We start from the raw sequence: 21,341 nt of genomic DNA, 5'->3' as shown, positions 1-21,341 counted from the left end.
TGCGTCAAAAACTATATTTTTGCATTTGTTGCTAAATGTATACTATTGCAACATGATAGTTGCTATGAAATGTGGTCTCATGTGGATAGTTGCCGAGGCTGGCCGGCGCCGGCGGACACTCTGCCGTCAGGCGGTTCCGGCCTGATTCTGGAAGCGCAAGTGGCGCCGCCCGCAGGCCGGGTTCCGGATGGTTTATTTTTGCAGGCTGGGACGGCGCCTCAATCCTCGGCCTGGAACTCGCTGGCCGAGACGAACAGGTCCCACGAGGCGATGAACAGGGCCGCGACCACGGGGCCGATGACGAAGCCGTTCAGGCCAAACAGGGCCATGCCGCCCACGGTCGACAGCAGCACCACGTAGTCGGGCATCTTGGTGTCCTTGCCCACCAGGATGGGGCGCAGCACGTTGTCGACCAGGCCGATGACGAAGACGCCGAAGGCGGCCAGGCCCGCGCCTTGCCAGATGGCGCCCGTGGCCAGGAAGTAGACGGCCACGGGCGCCCAGACGAGGGCGGCGCCGACGGCCGGCAGCAGCGACAGGAAGGCCATCAGCACGGCCCACAGCAGGGGTGCCGGCACGTCGAGGAACCAGAACGCCAGCCCGCCGAGGGCGCCTTGGGCGATCGCCACGAGGATGTTGCCTTTCACCGTGGCACGGATCACGGTGGTGAAATTGGTGAACAGGCGCTGCTTGTACTTGCGGCTCAGCGGCACGGCACCCTTGATGCGGGCCGACAGTGTCGAGCCATCGCGCATGAGGAAAAACAGCAGGTACAGCATGATGCACAGGCTGGTGAGAAATTCGAAGGTGTACAGGCCCACGTTGATGGCTTTTACCGCCACCACCTGGCTTACCTGTTTGGCGCCCTCGGCCAGCTTGTCCTGCATGCTGGCCAGGCTGGTCAGGTTGAAGCGGTCGAGCAAATTGATCAGCCATTGCGGCAGCACGGCCATGATTTTATTGAAGAACATGGCGACCGTGAATTCGCCAGAGCGTACCATTTCCACGACGCTGGCTGCCTGGTTCACGAGCGACACGGAAATGAGCGACAGCGGCAGGATGACGATGACGATGATCAGCAGCAAGGTCAGCAGCGACGCCAGGCCGGCGCGTCCCTTGGTTTTCAGCAGCAGCCAGCGGTACACGGGCGCGAACAGGATCGCCAGGATGACGCCCCAGAAGATGGCGCCCGCATACGGCGCCAGTATCCAGCCGAAGCCGATGGTGACGATGCTCAAGAGGAGCAGGAACACTTTCTGGTGCAGCGTGAGGGTATGCATGGGCGGTAGCGGAATGATAAGGGTTGAGTTGTCCCATCATAAGCGAGGCATGGTGCGGCGCGCCATACAATTGTCTCGATGCGTGCGCGAGCGCACCTGGCGCCGGCGGTCTGACAGCGCGGTGGCGGCAATTCCAGTAAGCTGTCGTTCCAGGCGTTCCATCCCGGGCGCTGTTGACTTTGACTTCAGGAACGCGCGTGGCCGACAATATTCACTTTTATGAACCTGCACAGGGCCATGGCTTGCCGCATGACCCTTTCAATGCCATCGTGGGGCCGCGGCCCATCGGCTGGATCGCCACGCAGAGCAGCGAGGGCGTGCTCAATCTGGCGCCGTACAGCTTTTTCAACGCCTTCAATTACCATCCGCCGCTGATCGGTTTTTCCAGTATCGGCCGCAAGGATACCCTGCGCAATATCGAACAGACGGGCGAATTCGTGTGGAACCTGGCCACCCGCCCACTGGCCGACGCGATGAATACCAGCTGCGCACCGGCGCCGCCCGAAGTCGATGAATTCGCGCTGGCCGGCCTGACGCCGGCCGCCTCGCGCATCGTCAATGTGCCGCGCGTGGCGGAAAGTCCCGTCTCCTTCGAATGCCGGCGCACGCAGATCATCGAGCTGCAAGGCGTCAATGGCGACGGTGTCGGCAGCTGGCTGGTGCTGGGGGAAGTGGTGGGCGTGCACATCGCGCGCCACCTGCTCAACGATGGCGTGTACGACACGGCGGCCGCCGCGCCGATCTTGCGCGGCGGCGGTCCGGCCGATTATTTCGAGATCGGGCCGGACAGCCTGTTCCACATGCGCCGGCCCGCCTGGCCGTAACATCATGCAGGGAGCGGATGGCGCTCCCTGACGATGCCGCGATAGATCAGCCACGTCGCCACCAGGCTGATGGCGCCGGCGCCGGCCATCCAGTAGCCTGGCGCCGCCTTGTCGCCGGTGCTCTCGATCAGCAGGGTCGATACCAGCGGCGTCATGCCGCCGAACAGCGCGGTGGCCAGGCTGTAGGCCAGCGAAAAGCCCGTGGTCCTGACGCTGGCCGGGATGATTTCCGTCAGCGCGACGATGGTGGCCCCGTTGTAGCTGCCGTAGAGGAAGGACAGCCACAGCTCCACCATCAGCATGTGGTCGAAACTGGGATGGGCGACCAGCCACGACAGGGCCGGATACGCGGTCAGCACCGTCAGCGCCGAGCACACGGCCATGATGGGCCAGCGGCCGATGCGGTCGGACAGCGCCCCCATGACGGGCAGCCAGATGAAGTTCGACAGGCCGATGCACAAGGTGACGAGCAGGCTTTCCTCGGTACTCAGCTTGAGCACGTTCTTGCCGAAGGTCGGCGTGTAGACGGTGATCAGGTAGAACGCGACCGTCGTCAGCACGATCAGCATCGTTCCGGTGACCACCAGCGGCCAGTTGAGCGCGATCGTCTTGAGCATCTGCCGGAACGTCGGATGCGATTTGCGCGTCAGGTAGGCCTCGGTCTCCTGCAGCGAACGGCGGATGTAGAACACCACGGGGATGATGGAGCAGCCGATGAAGAACGGGATGCGCCAGCCCCAGTCCGCGATGAATTCCTTGCTCAAGGTCTCGTTGAGATAGTAGCCGAGCGCGGCGGAAAAGATGATGGCCACCTGCTGGCTGGCCGATTGCCAGCTGACGTAGTATCCCTTGTTGCCGGGTGTCGCCATCTCGGACAGGTAGACGGACACGCCGCCCAGTTCCACGCCGGCGGAAAAGCCTTGCAGCAAACGCCCGATCAGCACGAGGAACGGCGCCAGCAATCCGATGGTGGCATAGCCGGGCACGAAGGCGATCAGCGCCGTGCCGGAAGCCATGATGGCCAGGGTCAGCACCAGGCCCTTGCGGCGGCCGATGCGGTCGATATAGCTGCCGAGGATGATGGCGCCCAGCGGCCGCATGAAAAACCCCGCGCCGAAGGTGGCGAACGTCATCATCAGGGCCGCGTATTCGCTGGTGGCGGGGAAGAAGGCCTTGGCAATGTACGTGGCGTAAAAGCCGAACAGGAAAAAATCGTACATTTCGATGAAGTTCCCGCTCGTCACCCGGATGACGGTGGCGATGCGCGAGGGCGGACGCACTTGCGCGCGCGGCGTTGCGGCCTTGGCGATGGGTGCGGCGGTGGAGGGAATGTCCATGATTTACCTATTGATGAAAGATGAGTGACGCACGCCTAGTGCATTGCTGGCGTTGGCGCCGGCGCCGCCGCCGGTTCCAGTCCGGTCGCTTCGATCGCGCCCGCGTTGGCAGGGGCGGCGAGGAAGCGCAGCAAGGCGCGGCCGGCTTCCGGTTCCTTGCCGCCCGGGACCAGCGCCGCCGAAAACTGCGTCATCTTCTGTACTTCCGGCGGCAGCAGGCCGACGATGTCGATGCCATCGACCGGCAGCAGCTCGCTGCGCTGCTGGCAGCCGAAATCGGCCTGGCCATGCGCGATGATTTCGCCGACGGGGGTGGCGGGAATTTTTGCGGCCTTGCCTTGCATCTGCTCCGAAATCTGCAACTTGTTCATCAGCTGCGTCTCGATGTAGACGCCGCTGGCGCTGTCCGAATAGGCGACCTTGTCCGCCTTCAGGAAAGCGCTGCGCAAGCCCTCGGTGGTGCTGATGTCGGGCTTGGCCGCACCGCGCCGCACGGCGCAGGCAATCGGTGAATTGGCCAGCACCACCTTGCTGCCGGGGACCAGGCGGCCTTCCTGCATCAGTTTGTCGAGCGCGTCACCCACCATGATGACGACGTCGATCGGCTCGCCGCGCGCCAGGCGCGCCGGGATCGCATTCTTGGTCGTCCCCATCGACGGTCCCCATTCGGAGACCAGGTGGTCGCCGCTGGCGCGCTCGTAGGCGGGCGCGAGGTTTTTGTAGGCCTGGGCGAAACCGCCCGAGCTGACCACGCGGATGTCGGCGGCATGGGCCGCGCCGGCGGCCAGCAGCATGAAGCCGGCCAGTAGGGGGGCGGAGCGCCGCACGAGGGTATGTTGAAGCATGGTTGTTTCTCCTGTCGTTAAAATTTATGCATGAGGCCGAGCGTCAAGCCCATGCCTTTGCGGTCGTTGGCCCGCGTTCCCGTGACGCCGGCCGCATCGCCTTGCCACGTGGTGTAGTCCGATTCGAGATACAGGGTGGAGCGCGGCGAGAGCGTTTTTTCCAGATAGGCGAAAGCGCGCTGGAAGCCGTCGTCGACATGGCCCGTGGCGCTGCGCCGTACCTTGTAGTAGGCGGTTGTGAGCAGCACGTCCGGCGCCATTTGCCGGCTTACGCCGGCCGATATCACGCTCTGCCGGACCGACTTGCCGGCGCCCACGTCGGCGCGGTTGACGCCCAGGTTGGCCTTGAACTGCCAGGCGTCCACCTTGTAGGCGGCGCCCACGGTGGCGGCGTCGAGGCTGCGGTTGTCGCGATTGCGAAAGCGCATCACCGCCCCGGACACGGCCAGCCCCGCCTGCTGGTACGTCAGGGCGCCGCCCCAGGTCGACAATGGCGACGTGGCGCCCGCCACCTCGCCAAAGGAATAGGCGGCGCGCGCCACCACCGGCCCGAGGTTGGCGCTGGTTTTCACCATGTTGTCGAGCCGGTAGAAGTTGTCGGCATAGCCGCTGCTGCCGTATTGCTGGCCGAACGAGTGGCGGCCAAAAGCCGTATTGCTCAAGCCCGTGATGTTCACGTTCGGATTGAACGAGGCGTAGCGGATGCCCAGCGGGTCCACCGGTGCGATGGCGTCGGCCAGCAAGGTCGCCTGGCGCCCCAGGGTCACGGAGCCCAGCGGCGACTTCAGGCCCACCCACGCTTGCCGGTCGAACAGCTTGTCGGATTTGGCCGCGCTGCCCGTGTCCAGATTCAGGCCGCCCTCGAGGCGGTACAGCGCCTGCCAGCCGCCGCCGAGGTCTTCCTGGCCGCGCAGGCCCCAGCGGCTCGTGTTGTTGATGCCGCTGCTGACGGCGGGCGTGGTGCCGCCGGGCGTGGGTGCATTGGCGGCGTTCAAGCCTTTACCATAGCGGATGCCGGCATCCGCGATGCCATACAAAACCGCGCCGCTCTGGGCCAGGCAGGTGCCGCTGGCCGCGAACAACAGCGCGAAAGTGGAACAATGTCGCATGGTGTCTCCATTTTTTTTGGGGGGGATGCCTTCTTGGTGCCTTCTTGGCGAGGCTCAGCATTAAGGCCTCATCATCGTTGAAATGGCATAATTTGATAATTGCAATTTTTCCGGGGATTCATGCATGCAGCGCATCAATTACGAACTTCATGATTTGCAGGCCTTCGTGGCCGTGGCGGAGCGCAACAGCTTTCGCCAGGCCGCGGCCGACCTGTTCCTGTCGCAGCCGGCACTGAGCCGCCGCATTGAAAAACTCGAGGACGCGCTGGGCGTCAAGCTGTTCGAGCGCACCACCCGGCGCGTGCAGCTGACGAATGTGGGACAGGTGTTTCTGGTGAACGTGCGCGATGCGCTTAATGGCCTCGAGGATGCCGTGCTCGGTGTCGCCGACCTGGCCGCGCACCGCACCGGGACGGTGACGTTCGCCTGCGTGCCGTCGGCCGTGTGGCACTTCCTGCCGGACGTGCTCAAGCGCTTCAGCGCGCAGTTTCCGAAAATCCGCGTGCGCGTGCATGACGAAAGCGCGCAGGACGTGCTCAACCTCGTGCTGACGGGCGAGGCGGATTTCGGCATCAGTTTTACAGGCGCGGAAAATCCGGAGATTCTTTTCCAGCCCATCTATGTCGAGACCTACGTGCTGGCGATGCGGCACGACCACCGGCTGGCCAGGCGCAAGAAGCTGAGCTGGAAGGATACCGTCGACGAACGCTATATCTCGGTGGCCAAGTCGAGCGGCAACCGCAGCGTGCTCGATGCGGCGCTGGCGGGCGTGGAAAAGCATCCGTGGATCTCGTGCGAGATCAACCACGTGTCAGGCATCTTGGCGCTGGTGGAGTCGGGCTTGGGCGTGGCGGCGGTGCCGGGGCTGTCCATCCTGCCGGAGCGGCAAGGCATGGTGGTCGGCGTACCGCTCGTCAATCCCGCCGTGAAACGGACATTGGGCTTGATCAGCCGGCATCAGCACGCGATGCCGCCCGCGTCGCGCACCCTGTTCGACATGATGAGCGCGAGCATAGGCAAGCAGGGGCGGAGGGGATGAACGGTCTTATTTTTGCATGATGGGATCGCGCCCCAAGGTACGCGCCAGCGCGCCGCCGTCGCCGCGCCAGAATTCGCGGTCGGCCAGGCGCACGCGCTCGGCCGCATGCTGCATGTGTTCCATGGCCGCCTGGCGCGCCCGTTGCGGGTCGCCGTCGGCGATCGCCTGGACGATCTTTTCATGTTCGTGCCGCACTTCGATGGAAAAGTCCGTGCGCCGCGCTTCATTCGCGCGCGTCACCTTCACGGCCGAGCGGATCGGGTCGGCAAACATGGCAACGAATTTCGGCCAATAGGGGTTGCCCGTCGCTTCAGCGATCGACAGGTGCAGGCGCACGTCTTCTTCCACGCCGTCGACGCCGGCCGCCACGGCTTCCTCGATCCGGTGCAACGCATGCTCGATGTCGGCCAGCTGGCCCGGCGTGCGCCGCACGGCCGCCAGCGCGGCGATTTCCGCCTCCAGCCCTTGCCGCACCTCGATCAGGTTCAGCAGCGATTGCACGGACTGCTCCGTCAGCGCGTCGCCCCGTTCGCCCGTCTTCGCGCCATCCTGCGCGCACACGAAGGTGCCGCTGCCCTTGCGCGTAACGAGGATGCCGTCGGCCTGCAGCAGGGCGATGGCTTCGCGCAGCACCGTGCGGCTCACGCCGAAGTGGCTGGCCATCGCCTGCTCCGACGGCAAACGCGTGCCGCCGGCCAGGCCATCGTTGTGGATTTGCTGGCGCAGCCTTGCCGCCACCCGCGCACCCAGGGTGCCGGTGGTGAAACTGCCCGCGGCGGGCTCCGGCGGGGGAAGGGTAAAGCGGAACGTGCGGTCCATCGGTGCATCCTTGTGCTAGCGGTTCTCATGGGGCTTGCCTGCTTGCCATTATATGGAATATACAGCTTGACACACACAAAACACACACATAATATACATCCATACAAATTTTAGACAAGTTGCCAGCCACCTCCGGTGGACCATAAAAACCGGGCACGGTCGATCCCCCAGCGATCAGGAGACAAGCATGGACGTATCACAAGCATTGCCCGGGCAGCCGGCCGGCGCCGCCGCGAGCCAGAAAACCATCGACGACGCCGTCTACCGCAAGGTGACCTGGCGCATCATTCCCTTCCTCATGCTGTGCTACATCGTCGCTTACCTCGACCGTGTGAACGTGGGCTTCGCCAAGCTGCAAATGCTGGCCGATCTGCAGTTTTCCGAAACCGTATACGGCCTGGGAGCGGGCGTGTTCTTCCTCGGCTACTTCCTGTTCGAAGTGCCCAGCAACGTGATGCTGCACAAGATCGGCGCGCGCGTGTGGATCGCCCGCATCATGATCACGTGGGCCGTCATCTCGGGCGCCTTCATGTTCGTCACGACGCCGAACCAGTTCTACGTCATGCGCTTCCTGCTCGGCATCGCCGAAGCGGGTTTCTTCCCCGGCATCATTCTTTATTTGACCTACTGGTATCCTTCCGAGCGCCGCGCGCGCATGGTGTGCACCTTCATGGCCGCCATTCCCGTGGCGGGCCTGATCGGCGGCCCCCTGTCGGGCTGGATCATGGAAACCTTCGCCGGCTGGCACGGTTATGCGGGCTGGCAGTGGATGTTCGTGCTCGAAGCGATTCCCGCCGCGCTGATGGGCGTGGCAGTGCTGTGCTACCTCGATAACAGCATCCGCGCCGCGAAGTGGCTGACGGAAGACGAAAAAGTCATCCTCGAACAGCGCATCGCCACGGAAGCGCAGGGCAAGGTATCGCACCCGTCGATCCGCGCCATGTTCGCCGACCCGCGCATCTGGGTCATGGCCCTGATTTATTTCTGCTGCGTGATGGGCCAGTATTCGCTGACCTTCTGGCTGCCCAGCCTGATCAAGGCGGCCGGCGTGACGGGCGTGCTCAATATCGGCCTGTTCACGGCGATCCCGTACTCGGTGGCCGTGGCGTCGATGATACTGCTCGGCCGCAGCTCGGACAAATACCGCGAACGCCGCTGGCACATGGCCATCCCGCTGGTCGTCGGTGCCGCCGCCATCGTCTGCAGCGCGCTGGCCGGCGCCCACAACACGGGCTGGGCCATCTTCTTCCTGACGATCGCCGCCGGCGGCATCCTGGCTGCCTCGCCGATGTTCTGGAGCCTGCCGACGGCTTTCCTCGGCGGCGTCTCGGCCGCCGCCGGCATCGCCGCCATCAACTCGGTGGGCAACCTGGCCGGCTTTGCGGCGCCGTACATGATCGGCTCGATCAAGGACCTGACGCAGTCGACCGACATCGCCATCTACCTGCTGGCCGGCATCCTGGTGATTGGCGCGGCCATCATCATGCGCGTGCCGGCCAAGCTGGTGAACAAATAAAACTGGAGTAGCAGATGAACGTAGAAATGAAAAAAGTTGGCGTGATCGGCCTGGGGGCCATGGGCATGGGCATCGCGCAATCGTTGCTGCGCGCCGGCTTTGAAGTACATGCCTGCGACGTGCGCGCCGACACCGTGCAAGCGCTGGCCGGCCAGGGCGCCCATGCGGCGCAGTCTCCGGCCGCGCTGGCGGCGCAGGTGCAAGCGATGCTGATCGTCGTCGTCAATGCGCAACAGACGGAAGCCGTGCTGTTTGGCGAACACGGTGCGGCTGCCAGTCTGGCGCCGGGCAGCGTGGTGATCGCCTGTGCCACCGTGGCGCCCGAGTTTGCCGAGGCCCTCGGTGCGCGCCTGGCGGCCATGGGCCTGCGCTTCATCGATGCGCCCATTTCCGGCGGCGCGGCCAAGGCGGCTGCCGGCGAGATGTCGGTGATGGCGGCCGGCGCGCCCGATGCGTTCGACGCCTGCGCCGGCATTTTCGACGCCATCTGCGCCAAGCTGTACCGCCTGGGCGAACAGCCGGGGCAGGGCTCGAAAGTCAAGATGATCAACCAGTTGCTGGCCGGCGTGCACATCGCCGCCGCCGCCGAAGCGATGGCGCTGGGCTTGCGCGCCGGTTGCGACCCGGACGCTCTGTACGAAGTCATTTCAAACAGCGCCGGCAGTTCCTGGATGTTCCAGAACCGCGTGCCGCACATTTTGAAGGGCGATTACACGCCGCTGTCGGCCGTGAATATCTTCGTCAAGGATTTGGGCATCGTGCTCGATTACGCGAAGAAAAGCGTGTTTCCATTACCGCTGTCCGCCACGGCGCACCAGATGTTCATGCAGGCATCGGCGGCCGGCTTTGGCGGCGAGGACGACTCGGCCGTCATCAAGACTTTCCCGGGAATTACTTTGCCGGTGCAAGCGTTACTGAATCAAGAGGAACCATCATGACCGTACTACTGGGATGTATCGCCGATGACTTCACGGGTGGCACCGACCTGGCCGGCATGCTGGTCAAGGCCGGTATGCGCACGGTGCAGCTGATCGGCGTGCCGCAAGGCCCGCCGCCAGCCGATGTCGACGCCGTCGTCATCGCCCTCAAGTCGCGCACGAATGCGCCGGAAGAGGCCGTGGCCGAATCGCTGGCCGCGCTGGCCTGGCTGCAGCAAGCCGGATGCAAGCAGTTCTACTTCAAGTACTGTTCCACGTTCGACTCCACGCCGCGCGGCAATATCGGCCCCGTGGCCGAAGCGCTGATGCGGGCGCTCGATACGGATTTCACCATCGCCTGTCCCGCATTCCCCGCCAACGGCCGCACCATCTACAAGGGCAACCTGTTCGTCGGCGACGTGCCGCTGGCCGAATCGGGCATGCGCGAGCATCCCCTGACGCCGATGACGGATTCGAACCTGGTGCGCGTGCTGCAGCAGCAGGTGCAAGCCAAGGTAGGCCTGGCCGATTTCTCCGTGGTGGAAAAGGGCGCGGTAGCCATCGCCCAACGCTTCACGGACTTGCGCGGCCAGGGCTGCCATTTCGCCGTCGTCGATGCCGTGTCGAACCGCGACCTGGAAGCCATCGGCGCCGCCTGCGCGGATTTGAAACTGATCACGGGCGGCTCCGGCATCGCCTTGGGACTGCCGCAGAATTTCCGTCAGCGGGGCCAGCTGGCGCCATCGCCCGCGGGTCAGGCGGGACGCTTGCCGCCACCGGCCGGTTTGCGCGCCGTGATCTCGGGCAGCTGCTCGGTGGCCACGCAGCAGCAGGTGGCGCACCTGCGTGAACTGGCGCCAGCGTTCCACGTCGATCCGCTGCAGCTGGCCGCAGGCGGCGAGGTGGTCGATGCGGTTGTCGCGCAGGCGCTGGCATGGGCGGATGAGCACCTGGCGCAAGGTCCGGTGCTGATCTATGCCACGGCCACGCCGGACGCCGTGCGTGCCGTGCAGGCGCAGCTGGGCGTGGAGCGTGCCGGCGCCCTCGTCGAGGAAACCTTGGCCTCCATCGCGCAAGGCCTCGTGCGCCTCGGCGTGGGCCAGCTGATCGTCGCCGGCGGCGAAACCTCGGGCGCCGTGGTGAAAGCGCTGGGCGTGGCGGGCTTGCGCATCGGTCCCGAAATCGACCCTGGCGTGCCGTGGACGCAAGCCTTGCCCGCGCCGGGCGACGATGGCATGGCGCCCTTGGCGCTGGCGCTCAAGTCCGGCAATTTCGGCACGGTCGATTTCTTCAGCAAGGCTTGGCAGGTGCTGGCATGAGCGCCACCGAATCGCGCCAGCGCGAGCTGATCGTCGACTTCGGCAAGTCGCTGTTCGAGCGGGGCTTGACGGCCGGCAGCAGCGGCAACCTGAGCGTGCGCCTGGATGACGGCTGGCTGCTCACGCCCACGAACGCCAGCCTGGGACGGCTCGATCCGGCGCAGCTGTCCAAGCTTGATTGGGACGGCAATCTGATCAGCGGCGCGCCGCCGTCAAAAGAGGCGTTCCTGCACCGCGCCATGTATGAAGAGCGGGGCAGCGCCGGCGCCATCGTGCACTTGCACTCGACCCATTCGGCGGCCGTGTCGTGCATGTGCGGCTTGAACCATGACGACTGCATTCCACCGCTCACGCCCTATTTTGTGATGAAGGTGGGGCGCTTGCCGCTGGTGCCGTATCACCGGCCTGGTGACCCGGCGCTGGCGGGCGCGATTGGCGCCATGGCGCGCAAGCACTCGGCCGTGCTGCTGGCTAACCACGGTCCCGTCGTCTCGGGCACGAGCCTGGAATCGGCCGTGTATGCGGCCGAGGAACTGGAAGAGACGGCCAAGCTGTTCCTGCTGCTGCGCGACGTACCCACGCGCCCGCTCGACGCAGCGCAGATCGCGGACCTGAAGCACACGTTCAAACTCGACATATAAGATTCCCAAGGAGATACCGCATGCCCCGCTTTGCCGCCAATTTGACCATGATGTTCAACGAAGTCCCTTTCCCGCAGCGCTTTGCCGCCGCCGCGCAAGCGGGTTTTAAAGGCGTCGAATTCCTGTTCCCGTATGACCACGCGCCGCAGGAAGTGGCGGGCTGGCTGCGCGAGCACGGCTTGCAGAATGTGCTGTTCAACCTGCCGCCGGGCGACTGGGCGGCCGGTGAGCGGGGCATCGCTTCGCTGCCGGGCCGCGAAGAAGAATTCCGCGCCGGCGTGGCGCGCGCCATCGAGTATGCGCTGGCGCTGGGCACGCCGCGCGTGCACATGATGGCGGGCCTGCTGCCCGTGGGCGCCGACGTCAAGCTGCACCGCGCCACCTACCTGGCCAACCTGCGGTACGCGGCCCAAGCCGTGGGCGAGCATGGCATCGAGCTGTTGATCGAACCGATCAACGGGCGCGATATGCCCGGCTACTTCCTCGTCACGCAGGCTCAGGGCCATGCGCTGCGCCTGGAGTCGGGCGCGGCCAACGTCAAGGTGCAGATGGATTTTTACCACACGCAGATCGTCGAGGGCGATATCGCCATGACGTTCAAGAACAACTTCGACGGCATCGGCCACGTGCAGATCGCCAGCGTCCCGGCCCGCAATGAACCGGACGATGGCGAAGTCAATTACCCGTATCTGTTCAGGCTGTTGGACGAGCTGGGCTACGACGGCTGGATCGGCTGCGAATACCGTCCGCGCGGGCGCACCGAAGCTGGCCTGGGCTGGCTTGCCGCTTACAACAACAAACAAGGAGCATGAAGATGAAAGTACTGATTACCGGCGGCGCCGGATTCCTGGGACAGCGCCTGGCGCGCCAGTTGCTGGCGCAAGGCCAACTGACGGACAGCCACGGCCAGTTGCAAACGATCAGCGAGCTGGTACTGGTCGACGTGGTGGCCGCGCATGGCTTCAACGATGCGCGCGTGACAGTCGTCACGGGCGACATCGCTGACGGCGCTCTCATGCGCGCCACCATCGATGCGCAGACCAGCTCGATCTTCCACCTGGCCGCCATCGTCAGCGGCCAGGCGGAAGCCGATTTCGAGCTGGGCATGCGCATCAACCTCGACGCCTCGCGACTGCTGCTCGACATCTGCCGCGAACTGGGGCACAAGCCGAAGGTCGTGTTTACCAGTTCCGTGGCCGTGTACGGCGGCAAGCTGCCGGACGTGGTGCAGGATACGACGGCGCTCAATCCCCAGTCTTCGTACGGCGCGCAAAAAGCCATCGGCGAATTGCTGCTCAACGATTACAGCCGCCGCGGTTTCGTCGACGGCCGCGTGCTGCGCCTGCCGACCATCAGCGTACGTCCCGGTAAACCGAACAAGGCGGCGTCGTCGTTCGCCAGCGGCATCATCCGCGAACCGTTGAATGGCGAGGCGGCCGTGTGCCCCGTGGCCACCGATTTGCGTCTGTGGCTGCTGTCGCCGCGCGGCGCCATCGCGTCCCTGATCGCCGGCCACGAACTGGCGGGCGAGGCGTTCGGTGCCAGCCGCACGGTGAACTTGCCGGGTTTGAGCGTGAGCGTGGGCGAGATGATCGCCGCACTGGAACAGGTGGCCGGCAGCGAAGTAACAAAGCGCATCAGCTATGCGCCCGATCCGGCCGTCGAGCGCATCGTCAAGAGCTGGCCCGGCGCCTGGGATACCCAACGCGCCGAAGCGCTGGGCTTGACGGCCGATGCGGATTTCGCCAGCATCATCCGCGCGTATATCGACGACGTGAAAGCGGCCGGCTAGGCGGCTGTTGCCAACTGCGAGCGGCGATAGTCGAGCGGCGTACTGCCCACCAGTTCCGCAAAACTGCGGCTGAAATGGGCCTGGTCGAAAAAGCCCAGTGCATGCGCCAGGCTGGCCAAGTCGGGCGCATCGGGCTGCGCCAGGCGCCAGATCGCTTCCTGCAGGCGGTAGCGCTGGATCACCCACTTCGGCGGCACGCCCACGTAGTTGGCGAACAGGCGCTGCAGCCGGCGTTCGCCGATGGCCATTTTTTCGCACAGCTGCGCCACGCTCGCCGGGCCGTTGTGGGCCGCCGCGGCGGCAGTCAGCCTGGCGGCCAGCAGGGCCGCGTCATCGACCTGCGGCAGCCTGGCCAGCAGCAACGCCTGTGCCTGCGCCACCATGGCCGCATCGCCGGCTTGCCGCAGCACGAGCGCCTCGGCTTGCCCTGCCGGCATGTCCAGCAGGGCATCGGCGGCGATGGTCGTATCGGTGAACGATGACAGGGGCTGCGTGATGAACGGGCGCAGGCCGCCCGGCGCAAAACGCACGCCCAGCACCTTGCCCGCACCGGTCAACGGCCTGTCAAAGGCGCCGCGCACGACGCCATGGATGGCCGTGCGCCCAAGGTCGAAAACCAGGTGGGCGTTCGGGTAGGGCAGCACGCGCTGCGTCTCCGGCGCGCAACCCCGCCTGTCCCATTCGACCACCCAGAAGTAGTCGACGAACGGCGCCAGCGGGTCAGCCGGTGGATAGGTCGCCAGCCGTATGCGCCGCGCCGCCGCCTGCGGGTCGACGATGCCCTTCGGCGCCTGGCCGCGCGCGGCGAGCACATTGCGCGTGCTGTCGGCTTTATCCAATATTTGTCTCCTGAGCGGTACTAGGATGGTTCTCTCGCATCGATTGAAAGGGAATCATGAAATCACACAGCTTGTCCGGCCTGGTGCTGGCCGCATGTTGTCTATCGGTGGCGCCGGCCGGCGCCGCTTCATCTGCAGAGGGAGATCATCGCATGCCAGTGCACGCCACGGGAAGTTTCAGCATCACCATGACGCCATCCGCGGCGCCGCAGCGTGCGGGGCGCACGGCCTTGGGCAAGGTACTGCTCGACAAAGTCTATGCCGGCGACCTGGTCGCCACGGCCAAGGGGGAGATGCTCAGCGCCGTCACCGACACCAAGGGCGCGGCCGGCTATGTCGCCATGGAAGCCATCACGGGCGTGCTGCAGGGCAGAGAAGGCAGCTTCGTGGCGCAGCATGCGGGCACCATGGCCGATGGCAAGCAGCAGCTGTCCATCGTCATCGTGGCGCATTCCGGCACGGGGCAGCTGACGGGCATCAGCGGCACCTTGGCCATCCGCATTGAAAACGGCCAGCATTTCTACGACATCGACTATTCGCTGCCGGAGTAGGGCAAAGCCCATGGGCAGCGGTCCTGCAGGCGCTGGTGCGGTCAAGGCTTTTCAAGTAGGTCGGATTAGCGGCAAGGCCGCGTAATCCGACACCGCCACCGGCGCCAACGATGTTGTCGGATTACGGCCCGCAGGGCCTAATCCGACCTACCCAGTATCGATGTCACATTGTCCGTACCCGGTGCGCCGAACAGCTGCTGCTTGAGGATATGCAGCTGGTCGCGCACTTGCGCCGCCTTTTCGAACTCGAGGTTCTTGGCGTGGTCGACCATCAGTTTTTCCAGGCGCTTGATTTCCTTGCTGACCTGCTTCTCGCTCATCGATTCGAACTTGGCTGCTTCCTGCGCCACTTGCAGGGTTTCGCGCGCTTCCTGCGGGCTGTAGACGCCATCGATCATTTCGCGGATCGATTTCTTCACGCCGATCGGGATGATGTTGTTGGCCGTATTGAAGGCGATCTGCTTGGCGCGGCGGCGTTCCGTCTCGTCGATGGCGCGGCGCATGGAGTCCGTGATGCGGTCGCCGTACAAAATCGCCGTGCCGTTCAGGTTACGCGCGGCGCGGCCGATGGTCTGGATTAGGCTGCGCTCGGAGCGCAAGAAGCCCTCTTTATCCGCGTCGAGGATGGCGACCAGCGACACTTCCGGCAAGTCCAGGCCCTCGCGCAGCAGATTGATCCCCACCAGCACGTCGAAGGTGCCCAGACGCAGGTCGCGCAGGATTTCCACGCGCTCCACCGTCTCGATATCGCTGTGCAGGTAGCGCACCTTGATGCCATGGTCGCCCAGGTATTCCGTCAATTGCTCGGACATGCGCTTGGTCAGGGTCGTCACCAGCACGCGCTCGTCCTTCTTGATGCGCTCGACGATTTCCGACATCAGGTCGTCCACCTGGCTGCTGGCGGGACGCACGATGATTTGCGGGTCGACCAGGCCCGTGGGGCGCACGACCTGTTCGACCACCTGGTCGGAATGGTTCTTTTCGTATTCCGCCGGCGTGGCCGAGACGAACACGGTCTGGCGCATCTTCTGTTCGAATTCCTCGAATTTCAAGGGGCGGTTGTCGAGCGCCGACGGCAGGCGGAAGCCGTAGTCGACGAGGTTCGTCTTGCGCGAACGGTCGCCGTTGTACATGGCGCTCAGCTGGCCCGTCAGCACGTGCGACTCGTCGAGGAACATGATGGCGTCGGGCGGCAGGTAATCGACCAGGGTCGGCGGCGGCTCGCCCGGCAGCGCGCCGGACAGGTGGCGCGAGTAGTTCTCGATGCCCTTGGTGAAACCGATTTCCGCCATCATTTCCAGGTCGAAGCGCGTGCGCTGCTCGAGCCGCTGTTCCTCGATCAGCTTGTTCTCCTTGCGGAAGAACTCGAGGCGCTCGCGCAGCTCGTCCTTGATGGTCTCCACGGCGCGCAGCACGGTGGAGCGGGGCGTCACATAGTGCGAGCCCGGATACACGGTGAAGCGGGGGATCTTTTGCCGTACTCTGCCCGTCAGCGGGTCGAACAGCTGGATCGATTCGATCTCGTCGTCGAACATTTCCAGGCGCACGGCCAGCTCCGCATGCTCGGCGGGGAAGATGTCGATGGTATCGCCGCGTACGCGGAAGGTGCCGCGGCCGAAATCGACTTCGTTGCGCGTGTACTGCATCTGGATCAGGCGCGCGATGACGTCGCGCTGGGCGACCTTGTCTTTGACGCGCAACGTCAGGATCATCTGGTGATATTCGTTCGGGTTACCGATACCGTAGATGGCCGAGACGGTGGCGACGATGATGACGTCGCGCCGTTCCATCAGCGACTTGGTGCACGACAGGCGCATCTGTTCGATATGCTCGTTGATCGACGAGTCCTTTTCGATGAACAGGTCGCGCTGCGGCACGTAGGCTTCGGGCTGGTAGTAATCGTAGTAGCTGACGAAGTATTCAACCGCGTTTTGCGGGAAAAAGTCGCGAAACTCGCTGTACAGCTGCGCGGCCAGGGTCTTGTTCGGGGCGAAGACGATGGCGGGCCGGCCCATGCGCGCGATGACGTTGGCCATGGTGTAGGTCTTGCCCGAACCGGTCACGCCCAGCAGGGTCTGGAAGGCCAGTCCGTCGGCAATCCCCTCTGACAACTGGTCGATTGCCGTGGGCTGGTCACCGGCCGGAGGGAAGGGCTGGTGCAGCTTGAACGGGGAGTCCGGGAAAGAGATAATTGCGCTTTCCGCCTCGCTGGCGGTAGATAATTCGGGCATGTGAATCAGACCTTTGTTAGAATAGTGCTCTGCTGGCGGCCCTGGCGTTGTATTTTGGGGCGCTGTCTACAACTCCGCTGTGAACCTGCTTCCAATCGAATCCAATCTTATCATGACGAACCCAACTGTTTCTGCCAGTCTGTTTAGCGCCATCGAGATGGCCCCACGCGACCCGATCCTGGGCATCACCGAAGCATTTAACGCGGACCAGAATCCCGCCAAAATCAATCTGGGCGTTGGCGTCTATTATGACGACAACGGTAAAGTGCCTCTGTTAGCTTGCGTACGCAAGGCGGAAGCCATCCTGATCGAACAGGCGGCGCCACGCACCTATCTGCCGATCGAAGGCCTCGCCGCCTACGACAAGGCTGTGCAAGAACTTGTATTTGGCGCCGATAGCGCCGTAATTCAAGAGCGCCGCGCCGTCACCGTGCAAGCCATCGGCGGCACGGGCGCACTGAAGATCGGTGCCGACTTCCTGCAGCGCTTCGCGCCGGGCGCGCAAGTCTACATCAGCGACCCGAGCTGGGAAAACCACCGTGCTCTGTTCGAAAACGCCGGTTTCGTCGTCAATAACTACACTTACTACGATGCCGCCACCCATGGCGTGAACTTCGACGGCATGCTGGCCAGCCTGAACGCCATGCCAGCCGGCTCCATCGTCGTGCTGCACGCCTGCTGCCACAACCCGACCGGCGCCGACCTGAGCGTGGCCCAGTGGGATCAGATCATCAGCGTGGTGACCTCGCGCGGCCTGGTGCCGTTCCTGGACATGGCGTACCAAGGCTTCGCCAACGGCATCGCCGAAGACGGCGCCGTGGTGCGCCGCTTCGCCGACGCGGGCGGCCCGCTGCTGGTATCGAACTCGTTCTCGAAATCGTTCTCGCTGTACGGCGAGCGCGTGGGCGCCCTGAGCGTCGTCGCCTCGAGCGCCGACGAAGCGGCACGCCTGCTGTCGCAGCTGAAGCGTGTCGTGCGCACCAACTACTCGAACCCGCCAGTACACGGCGGCAAGGTGGTTGCCACCGTCCTGGCCACGCCGGAACTGCGCCAGTTGTGGGAAGAGGAGCTGGCCGGCATGCGCGTGCGCATCCGCGAAATGCGCAATGCCTTCGTGGAAAAACTGAAAGCCAAGGCGCCAGGCCACGACTTCGAATTCGTGCGCCAGCAAATCGGCATGTTTTCGTACTCGGGTCTCACCAAGGAGCAGGTGGCGTCGCTGCGCGAACAATCGATCTACGCCGTCGACACGGGCCGTATCTGCGTGGCAGCATTGAATTCGCGCAATATCGACATCGTCATTGACGCGATCGCCAAAGTACTTTAATATCTTGCTTCTTCGGCGCTGCATGCAAGTGCGGCGCTGATGGCGGTAGAAAGTCGGCGATGGCCGTGTTTGTGGCGATGCAGTATCAGTCTTGCAAATATGGAACAAGCGACATATAATATTGCCTCTTTTCCCTGATAGCTCAGTTGGTAGAGCGACGGACTGTTAATCCGCAGGTCCCTGGTTCGAGTCCAGGTCGGGGAGCCAGAATTCGAAAGGCCACGTTGAAAAACGTGGCCTTTTTTGTTTTTGCGGCGCCCGCGTATAGCTTGGGCCACGATAAGATTTTCCCTATGGAAATCTGGACAGCGCCAAGTTTGGCCTATATAATACGGCCTCTTTTCCCTGATAGCTCAGTTGGTAGAGCGACGGACTGTTAATCCGCAGGTCCCTGGTTCGAGTCCAGGTCGGGGAGCCAGAACACGTAGCAGCAGAAAGCCCAGCCTTCACCGGCTGGGCTTTCTGCATTTCAGCGCGCCGCGATTGGCGCGGGCAGGGTCCCGATGATCGATCGCTGGAATTTTTCCGGTTCGTCCTGGTGTATCTGGTGTCCCGACTGTTCAAATACAAACAGCCCCTTCCTTGGCGCTTGCAGCTGCTCAAAATAGTCTTGCGTGATGCGGGTGGAGGTCTGGATGTCGTTCTTGCCAACGAAGAAATAGACCGGGCAGTCGACTTTCTTCAAGGTCTTCGGCAAATCGATATGCATGACTTCGTTCCATACGGGCGACCAGGCTTTGGACCATTGCAGAAAGCCGGTCTTGAAGCCATCGCTGGTGGCGAATGTTTTCCCCTCTTTATGGAAAAGCCATTTGCGCAGGTAAAACAGGTCTTCATCCCGTTGAAAGGGGATCTGTACCTGCGCCAGTTCTTGGCTGGCGACGGCATCGTCCCGGAAATGCGTCTGCAAATTAAGCAGCAATGCCTTTTCGCTGGCCAGCTGACTGATGACGGGATTGACGGCGAAATACGCGTGCAGCAGTTCCGGATGCTGTTCGACGATATGAAAACCCAGCACATTGCCCCAGGAACTGCCCAGCAAGTATATTTTTTCCTGCTTGAGCTCTTTGCGCAGAAACATGATGACCTGGTAGGTGTCCTGCTCCATCTGCGCGACGGATGGCTGGCTTGGCGACGGATTGAGTGTCAGGGTTTTCCCCGCATCGCGCTGATCCCACTGCACCAGCGTAAATCTGTTTTTCAGGATGGCGGTGAAGGCATCCGCATTCTTCAGCATTGAACTTCCCGGTCCGCCCGATAAAAAGAGCAGAACAGGTTTTTTTGAGTTATCTGTCTTGATTTCCACAAACTGCTTGATCCCGCCGATGTCCGGTGTCAGCAGCGCATCGATGGCGAGCGCTTGCGCTTTGCTTGCGGAAAATGGCATCAGGGTGATGAATAGCACTGCCAGTAGCTTAGTCATGGGCGGATATCGATGGTGGCCTGCGGGTAGGGGGGTGTCCATGGGGGATATTATCCGAATAACATGTTGCATATAGAGAATATGTGTGGCGTGGCGGGCCGCTGCCTGTGTGCTTTTTCGTTTTGCGCTATCCTGAATGTAACCCCATAGGAGAGCTGCCACCATGACCTGTTCAATTCCGTTGCGCCATATCGTCCTGTGTGACTTTCTCGAGGACATCACACCGGCCAAGCATGCCGAGCTGGTCTATGAATTTTCCCAGCTTAAACACCGCATTCCCGGCGTGCTGCAATTCGAATGGGGACCGAACGTCAGCCCGGAAGGCCTCGATGACGGTTTTACCGATTGCTTTACCTTGACCTTCGATGGCGCCAGCGCGCGCGACGTGTACCTGGCCCATCCTGCCCACTTGGCCTTTGTCGATCTGCTCAAGCCATGGCTGGGGCGGGTGCTGGTGTTTGACTATCAGCCCCGGGAAAATCCGGGCTGAGTGTCGCCGCGCGTAAATTTTTCAGCGTAAATCTGGACAACTGAAAATTTGCCCTATAGAATGCGGCCTCTTTTCCCTGATAGCTCAGTTGGTAGAGCGACGGACTGTTAATCCGCAGGTCCCTGGTTCGAGTCCAGGTCGGGGAGCCAGAACATCAGCAGCATCAAAAAGCCCAGCCTTTCGGTTGGGCTTTTTGCGTTTCAGGAGCTACTCCTTGCGCGTGGCACATCATTTGGTCATCCACATCATTTTCAATTTCATGATCGCCAGATCCCCGATGCGAAAGCGGCGAATCTTGGCGGATTATTTATTATTAAATTAAGAATATTATTGATTTTTTAAGTTGTCAGCCTTAAGCTGATGACTTCAAGAAAAATAAATTTCTTGAATAAAATAAAAGGGATATTGGATTATGCGTAAGTTGACTGCTTTGGCTGGTGTGGCTGCACTGATTCTGGTTGCGCCTTTGGCGCACGCTAACTTGTTGAGCAATGGCGGCTTCGAATCGAGCACGTTTAGCGGCCCGTTCACTCAGATAAACAGCGGCGGACACCTGGGCGCCTGGAGCGTGGACAGTGGCAGCGTCGATATCATCAACCAATACTGGAAGCACGCCGAGGGCAATTACAGCCTGGATTTGAATGGCAGCTCGGGCGGACGTATTTCGCAATCCTTCGGCACCGTGATCGGACAGCAGTACAACGTCAGTTTCAGCCTGGCCGGAAATGCCGAAGGTGGCGGCAGCCTCAAGTTGGTGGATGTGGGCGTCACGGGCGTGCACAGCTTCACGTTTGACAGCACGGGCCGGTCTCCTTCCAACATGGGCTGGGTAAACGAAGGGTTCAGTTTTATTGCCACCGCTGCCAACAGCACCTTGTACTTTCAAGGTAATAACAAAAACAGCGTGTGGGGTGCGGCACTCGATAACGTATCGGTCACGGCCGTGCCAGAACCATCAACCTATGCCATGCTGGCTGCCGGCCTGGGACTGATGGGTTTCATGGCACGCCGCCGTCGCGCGCAACGTGGCTAAGGGACTTTC

At 62.9% G+C, this 21,341-nt stretch carries 20 protein-coding genes and 3 tRNA genes; 15 read left to right on the top strand and 8 right to left on the bottom strand.

The window, feature by feature from the left end; translation table 11 throughout:
* Positions 1-218 precede the first annotated feature (218 nt).
* The gene (locus KO538_RS03045) at positions 219-1,280 is read right to left on the bottom strand and encodes an AI-2E family transporter (protein ID WP_219327443.1); all 1,062 of its coding nucleotides are present in this window, start codon (positions 1,278-1,280) and stop codon (positions 219-221) included.
* Positions 1,281-1,477: 197 nt separating this feature from the next.
* Between KO538_RS03045 and KO538_RS03040 the strand changes: the two genes are divergently transcribed.
* Complete coding sequence (locus KO538_RS03040) at positions 1,478-2,104, top strand: flavin reductase family protein (RefSeq protein WP_070301513.1); 627 nt, start codon at positions 1,478-1,480, stop codon at positions 2,102-2,104.
* A 2-nt stretch (positions 2,105-2,106) separates the two neighbouring features.
* Here the strand turns inward: KO538_RS03040 and KO538_RS03035 are convergent, their stop codons facing one another.
* From KO538_RS03035 to KO538_RS03025, 3 genes are read right to left on the bottom strand one after another with little or no spacing between them, the layout of a single operon-like run.
* Positions 2,107-3,441, bottom strand: coding sequence for an MFS transporter (locus tag KO538_RS03035; protein ID WP_080698578.1), 1,335 nt, complete (start codon positions 3,439-3,441; stop codon positions 2,107-2,109).
* 35 nt (positions 3,442-3,476) lie between these two features.
* A complete protein-coding gene (locus KO538_RS03030; RefSeq protein WP_072452628.1) occupies positions 3,477-4,286 on the bottom strand; it encodes a substrate-binding domain-containing protein in 810 nt (269 codons plus the stop codon).
* A gap of 17 nt (positions 4,287-4,303) precedes the next feature.
* Positions 4,304-5,395, bottom strand: coding sequence for a porin (locus KO538_RS03025; protein WP_219327442.1), 1,092 nt, complete (start codon positions 5,393-5,395; stop codon positions 4,304-4,306).
* 124 nt (positions 5,396-5,519) lie between these two features.
* On the opposite strand from KO538_RS03025, the gene KO538_RS03020 reads away from it, so the two are divergent.
* Complete coding sequence (locus tag KO538_RS03020) at positions 5,520-6,434, top strand: LysR family transcriptional regulator (RefSeq protein WP_219327441.1); 915 nt, start codon at positions 5,520-5,522, stop codon at positions 6,432-6,434.
* 6 nt (positions 6,435-6,440) lie between these two features.
* Here the strand turns inward: KO538_RS03020 and KO538_RS03015 are convergent, their stop codons facing one another.
* A complete protein-coding gene (locus tag KO538_RS03015) occupies positions 6,441-7,253 on the bottom strand; it encodes a FadR/GntR family transcriptional regulator (RefSeq protein WP_034752003.1) in 813 nt (270 codons plus the stop codon).
* 187 nt (positions 7,254-7,440) lie between these two features.
* Between KO538_RS03015 and KO538_RS03010 the strand changes: the two genes are divergently transcribed.
* From KO538_RS03010 to denD, 6 genes are read left to right on the top strand one after another with little or no spacing between them, the layout of a single operon-like run.
* Positions 7,441-8,769, top strand: a complete 1,329-nt coding sequence (locus KO538_RS03010) for an MFS transporter (protein ID WP_219327440.1) — start codon at positions 7,441-7,443, stop codon at positions 8,767-8,769.
* Between the two features lie 14 nt (positions 8,770-8,783).
* Positions 8,784-9,707 (top strand): L-threonate dehydrogenase, encoded by a 924-nt coding sequence (gene ltnD / locus KO538_RS03005; RefSeq protein WP_219327439.1) that lies wholly within the window; start codon positions 8,784-8,786, stop codon positions 9,705-9,707.
* Complete coding sequence (gene otnK / locus KO538_RS03000; RefSeq protein ID WP_219327438.1) at positions 9,704-11,005, top strand: 3-oxo-tetronate kinase; 1,302 nt, start codon at positions 9,704-9,706, stop codon at positions 11,003-11,005. Before ltnD ends, otnK begins: the two co-directional genes overlap by 4 nt.
* Positions 11,002-11,646, top strand: a complete 645-nt coding sequence (gene otnC / locus KO538_RS02995; RefSeq protein WP_219327437.1) for a 3-oxo-tetronate 4-phosphate decarboxylase — start codon at positions 11,002-11,004, stop codon at positions 11,644-11,646. The genes otnK and otnC overlap by 4 nt, the downstream gene beginning before the upstream one ends.
* A 20-nt stretch (positions 11,647-11,666) precedes the next feature.
* Positions 11,667-12,458: a 2-oxo-tetronate isomerase gene (gene otnI / locus KO538_RS02990; protein WP_219327436.1), complete on the top strand. Its 792-nt coding sequence runs from the start codon at positions 11,667-11,669 to the stop codon at positions 12,456-12,458.
* A gap of 2 nt (positions 12,459-12,460) precedes the next feature.
* On the top strand, positions 12,461-13,438 hold the full coding sequence (gene denD, locus KO538_RS02985; protein WP_219327435.1) for a D-erythronate dehydrogenase: 978 nt from the start codon (positions 12,461-12,463) through the stop codon (positions 13,436-13,438).
* Here the strand turns inward: denD and KO538_RS02980 are convergent.
* The gene (locus KO538_RS02980; protein WP_257620134.1) at positions 13,435-14,277 is read right to left on the bottom strand and encodes a helix-turn-helix domain-containing protein; all 843 of its coding nucleotides are present in this window, start codon (positions 14,275-14,277) and stop codon (positions 13,435-13,437) included. The two genes, denD and KO538_RS02980, sit on opposite strands and share 4 nt — an antisense overlap.
* A 56-nt stretch (positions 14,278-14,333) precedes the next feature.
* On the opposite strand from KO538_RS02980, the gene KO538_RS02975 reads away from it, so the two are divergent.
* Positions 14,334-14,828: a DUF3224 domain-containing protein gene (locus KO538_RS02975; RefSeq protein WP_257620133.1), complete on the top strand. Its 495-nt coding sequence runs from the start codon at positions 14,334-14,336 to the stop codon at positions 14,826-14,828.
* 137 nt (positions 14,829-14,965) lie between these two features.
* Here KO538_RS02975 and uvrB read toward each other — a convergent pair whose 3' ends face one another.
* Positions 14,966-17,059, bottom strand: coding sequence for an excinuclease ABC subunit UvrB (uvrB, locus tag KO538_RS02970; protein WP_100427885.1), 2,094 nt, complete (start codon positions 17,057-17,059; stop codon positions 14,966-14,968).
* Positions 17,060-17,171: 112 nt separating this feature from the next.
* On the opposite strand from uvrB, the gene KO538_RS02965 reads away from it, so the two are divergent.
* From KO538_RS02965 to KO538_RS02955, 3 genes are all read left to right on the top strand, one after another.
* Entirely contained in the window at positions 17,172-18,386 is a 1,215-nt protein-coding gene (locus KO538_RS02965) for an amino acid aminotransferase (RefSeq protein WP_175444492.1), read from the top strand.
* A 131-nt stretch (positions 18,387-18,517) separates the two neighbouring features.
* A tRNA-Asn gene (locus KO538_RS02960) sits at positions 18,518-18,593 on the top strand.
* Between the two features lie 135 nt (positions 18,594-18,728).
* Positions 18,729-18,804: transfer RNA gene (locus KO538_RS02955), tRNA-Asn, on the top strand.
* Positions 18,805-18,855: 51 nt separating this feature from the next.
* Here the strand turns inward: KO538_RS02955 and KO538_RS02950 are convergent.
* Entirely contained in the window at positions 18,856-19,809 is a 954-nt protein-coding gene (locus KO538_RS02950; RefSeq protein WP_257620132.1) for an alpha/beta fold hydrolase, read from the bottom strand.
* Positions 19,810-19,972: 163 nt separating this feature from the next.
* Here KO538_RS02950 and KO538_RS02945 point away from each other — a divergent pair, with 163 nt between their 5' ends.
* The 3 genes from KO538_RS02945 to KO538_RS02935 all read left to right on the top strand — a co-directional run bounded on the left by KO538_RS02945 (position 19,973) and on the right by KO538_RS02935 (position 21,332).
* Positions 19,973-20,299 carry a Dabb family protein gene (locus KO538_RS02945; RefSeq protein ID WP_034750182.1) on the top strand — a complete coding sequence of 109 codons (327 nt, stop codon included), beginning with the start codon at positions 19,973-19,975 and terminating at the stop codon, positions 20,297-20,299.
* Between the two features lie 73 nt (positions 20,300-20,372).
* Positions 20,373-20,448: transfer RNA gene (locus KO538_RS02940), tRNA-Asn, on the top strand.
* Positions 20,449-20,711: 263 nt separating this feature from the next.
* Positions 20,712-21,332, top strand: coding sequence for a choice-of-anchor C family PEP-CTERM protein (locus KO538_RS02935; RefSeq protein ID WP_219327434.1), 621 nt, complete (start codon positions 20,712-20,714; stop codon positions 21,330-21,332).
* Positions 21,333-21,341 lie beyond the last annotated feature (9 nt).

It is taken from the genome of Janthinobacterium sp. NKUCC08_JDC (assembly GCF_019345575.1).
In the GTDB taxonomy this organism is placed as follows: Bacteria; Pseudomonadota; Gammaproteobacteria; order Burkholderiales; family Burkholderiaceae_D; genus Janthinobacterium; species Janthinobacterium aestuarii.
The sequence above is the reverse complement of the archived record's forward strand: the minus strand, read 5'-3'. Positions and strand labels throughout refer to the sequence as shown.

Bases quoted from the DNA above. Each gene is read 5' to 3' on its own strand.
- KO538_RS02965 (WP_175444492.1), top strand. From the start codon at position 17,172: ATGACGAACCCAACTGTTTCTGCCAGTCTGTTTAGCGCCATCGAGATG.
- KO538_RS03015 (WP_034752003.1), bottom strand. From the start codon at position 7,253: ATGGACCGCACGTTCCGCTTTACCCTTCCCCCGCCGGAGCCCGCCGCG.
- KO538_RS03010 (WP_219327440.1), top strand. From the start codon at position 7,441: ATGGACGTATCACAAGCATTGCCCGGGCAGCCGGCCGGCGCCGCCGCG.
- ltnD (WP_219327439.1), top strand. From the start codon at position 8,784: ATGAACGTAGAAATGAAAAAAGTTGGCGTGATCGGCCTGGGGGCCATG.
- otnK (WP_219327438.1), top strand. From the start codon at position 9,704: ATGACCGTACTACTGGGATGTATCGCCGATGACTTCACGGGTGGCACC.
- otnC (WP_219327437.1), top strand. From the start codon at position 11,002: ATGAGCGCCACCGAATCGCGCCAGCGCGAGCTGATCGTCGACTTCGGC.
- KO538_RS03025 (WP_219327442.1), bottom strand. From the start codon at position 5,395: ATGCGACATTGTTCCACTTTCGCGCTGTTGTTCGCGGCCAGCGGCACC.
- denD (WP_219327435.1), top strand. From the start codon at position 12,461: ATGAAAGTACTGATTACCGGCGGCGCCGGATTCCTGGGACAGCGCCTG.
- otnI (WP_219327436.1), top strand. From the start codon at position 11,667: ATGCCCCGCTTTGCCGCCAATTTGACCATGATGTTCAACGAAGTCCCT.
- KO538_RS02975 (WP_257620133.1), top strand. From the start codon at position 14,334: ATGAAATCACACAGCTTGTCCGGCCTGGTGCTGGCCGCATGTTGTCTA.
- KO538_RS02945 (WP_034750182.1), top strand. From the start codon at position 19,973: ATGACCTGTTCAATTCCGTTGCGCCATATCGTCCTGTGTGACTTTCTC.
- KO538_RS02950 (WP_257620132.1), bottom strand. From the start codon at position 19,809: ATGACTAAGCTACTGGCAGTGCTATTCATCACCCTGATGCCATTTTCC.
- KO538_RS02935 (WP_219327434.1), top strand. From the start codon at position 20,712: ATGCGTAAGTTGACTGCTTTGGCTGGTGTGGCTGCACTGATTCTGGTT.
- KO538_RS03035 (WP_080698578.1), bottom strand. From the start codon at position 3,441: ATGGACATTCCCTCCACCGCCGCACCCATCGCCAAGGCCGCAACGCCG.
- KO538_RS03030 (WP_072452628.1), bottom strand. From the start codon at position 4,286: ATGCTTCAACATACCCTCGTGCGGCGCTCCGCCCCCCTACTGGCCGGC.
- KO538_RS03020 (WP_219327441.1), top strand. From the start codon at position 5,520: ATGCAGCGCATCAATTACGAACTTCATGATTTGCAGGCCTTCGTGGCC.
- KO538_RS03045 (WP_219327443.1), bottom strand. From the start codon at position 1,280: ATGCATACCCTCACGCTGCACCAGAAAGTGTTCCTGCTCCTCTTGAGC.
- uvrB (WP_100427885.1), bottom strand. From the start codon at position 17,059: ATGCCCGAATTATCTACCGCCAGCGAGGCGGAAAGCGCAATTATCTCT.